A 2,426-nucleotide genomic window follows, 5' to 3' on the forward strand; every position below is an offset into this window, starting at 1 on the left:
GGCCTCCTCGAGGCGGGCCTGACGACGGGCCTCTTCCTTCCGGGCCTCCTCGAGGCGGGCCTGACGGCGGGCTTCCTCTTCACGCGCCTCTCGGGCTTTGCGCGCGAGACGCTCACGCTCCTGACGGTCGGCCTCCTGCCGCTCGCGCTCGTGACGCGCCTCGGCTTCACGCGCCTCGCGCTCGGCCTTTTCCTTCGCCTCGCGACGCTTGCGCTCGAACTCCGCCATCTCCGCCTTGCGCCGCGCCTCGACGTCGCGCATGTACTGCTGCTGCCACGCCTCCGCGGCCCGGCGCTTCATCTCGATCTCCCAGGCCTCTCGACGCGCGCGATCGTCGCAACGCGCCGGAAGCGGCAGCGCAGACAGGGTCAGCAGCGCAGCCAGCGCGATGAAGACAATGGATCTCACAGCTTCTCTCCTTGCGGACCCGTCGCGAGCGGGGGCTCAGACGGCGGCGCGGGTGCTTCGTCGCTCTCGCGCTCGCACATATACACCCGCGTGTGCGCGCCTTCCTCGTTGGCCACCCACAGCCAGGTGAGCGTCTTGCCGTCGTCAGAGAGATCGGGCATCGAGGGGAATCCCTGAACGTCGCCCACCGCGAGGGTCTCGGTCTGCCCGTTCTCACGAAAGGCCACCGACGCCACAGGCTTCGACGGATCGGCCACGCGGCGGTCGAACTGGGTCCACGTCATACGAGACCCGTCACCGCTCATGCGCGCCCAGGTGCAATCAACTCCGTCCTGCTGCACATCGGTCGCCAGCTGACCATCGGTCTGGCGCAGAATCTGATCGTTGACCCGCGAGTTGTCGGTCCACATCACGCTCTTGCCGTCATCGGTGACGTCCGGCCAGACGAGATCACCCGGGCCGGTGGCCGCGGTGATGATGCTGCCATTGGGACCTTCGGTGGCCAGGCGAACGCGTCCGCTCTTCGACTGGTGGAAGTACACCTGGTTCGTGTCACCGGCGATGAAGGGGAACTCGGAGTTGATGTCTCCGTTCGTGAGGTAGGTGGTCTCGCCACCGTGCCACTTGCCCACCCGCCAGTTCAGCCACGACCCGTCCATGTCGTCGTCCCATGCGATGGTGCTGCCGTCCTTCGAGATTTCCACCTCGTACTCGTTCCCGGGACCCGCCGCCACGGGGGTGTTCTCACCGTCGCGATACTGGTAGACATCGAAGCTGCCGACAGGTCGCTTCTCGTCCTGGCTTGGCGTGTAGCGCGCGTAGGCGATGACGCTGCCGTCATTTGAGAGGCACGGATTCACGCAATCATAGCCGTCTTCACTGATCTGGTTGGTGGCTCCGTCTTCGTGCTTCAAGATGACGGAGTGGCCATCGACCATCTGGCTCCAGACCACCACCTTGCCGTTGCCCGAGACACGAGGGCAGCCGGTCTCGCCCTCGGCGAGCAGGGTGATCTTCGGGGTCGAAGGCGCGGCGGCGCTGATCATGGCAGACTCTCCCATCAAATCCTCGTGCCACCAGTATAGCGCCCACTCCAGAAGCGGTTGTTACCCCGTTGTTTCCGTACCGGCGTCGGCAGGGACACTCGGTACCGTCGCCACGTTCGGGGTAGGTATACGGGGAAGAGACGAAGGGAGCCCCTGCGTTGAACGGTCCTGAAGACGAGAGCGCACCGCATTCCTTGCAACACCCCAGCCCATCCCGCCATCTCGACCTGGCGAGCGTGTTTCCCGGCGACAGCGAGATGTCCCAACGCATGCGTGCATTCGACTGGACCAGCACGCCCCTGGGAAGCGTGGAGACCTGGCCTCCCCTCCTGCAGTTTGCCGTGCCGACCATGTTGCGCAGCACCCTGGCCGTCGACATCCTCTGGGGACCTGAGCTGATTCAGCTCTACAACGACGCGTATACGCGCCTGGCAGGCCTCAAGCACCCCAGGGCACTGGGGCGTTCGACACGAGATGCATGGGGTGAGGTCTGGCACATCGACCAGCCCGTCCTGGCGAGCGTGTTCGAGAGCGGACAGGCCGTTCTCGTTGACGACCAGTGCTGCCCCATCACCCGAGCGGGCACCATCGAGGAGACCTATTTCACGCTCGCCTTCGTCCCGCTGACAGATACTGAGAACACCGTCCGCGGCGTCATGGTGACGTGTCTGGAGACCACGCGTCCGATCGTGGCTGAGCGCAGGCTCTGGCTGCTCCACCGACTGGGCGCCTGCTCCACCACGGTGACCACCGATGCTCTCGACAGCAGCCTCGTGAGCGCCCTGGGCACCGACCCCTACGACGTGCCATTCGCGGCGCTCTATCGCCGCCAAGACGGCAGCGGTCTCACGTTGAGCGCAGCCGTCGGGATTGACGGCGAGAGCCCCTGGATCCCCCCTTCCCTGACGAGCACAACCTGCGAGCCGTGGAATGTCATCGAGTCGCGAGGAAGAGCCGGAACGCTAATACAGC

At 65.5% G+C, this 2,426-nt stretch carries 3 protein-coding genes; 1 reads left to right on the forward strand and 2 read right to left on the reverse strand.

Translation table 11 applies throughout. The features are described 5' to 3' along the window. Both EB084_23755 and EB084_23760 read right to left on the reverse strand, forming a co-directional pair. The coding region (locus EB084_23755; protein NDD31277.1) for a hypothetical protein at positions 1-408 on the reverse strand (408 nt) is incomplete at its 3' end. Next, the gene (locus tag EB084_23760) at positions 405-1,469 is read right to left on the reverse strand and encodes a hypothetical protein (protein ID NDD31278.1); all 1,065 of its coding nucleotides are present in this window, start codon (positions 1,467-1,469) and stop codon (positions 405-407) included. The genes EB084_23755 and EB084_23760, both read right to left, overlap by 4 nt. Positions 1,470-1,612: 143 nt before the next feature. Between EB084_23760 and EB084_23765 the strand changes: the two genes are divergently transcribed. Further along, positions 1,613-2,426: hypothetical protein (locus EB084_23765; protein NDD31279.1), on the forward strand; the 814-nt coding region annotated here is incomplete at its 3' end.

Source organism: Pseudomonadota bacterium (assembly GCA_010028905.1).
Lineage (GTDB): Bacteria > Vulcanimicrobiota > Xenobia > RGZZ01 > RGZZ01 > RGZZ01.

What these genes read in the sequence shown, in the direction of transcription:
- EB084_23760 (NDD31278.1), bottom strand. Translation starts at nt 1,469, where the DNA reads ATGGGAGAGTCTGCCATGATCAGCGCCGCCGCGCCTTCGACCCCGAAG.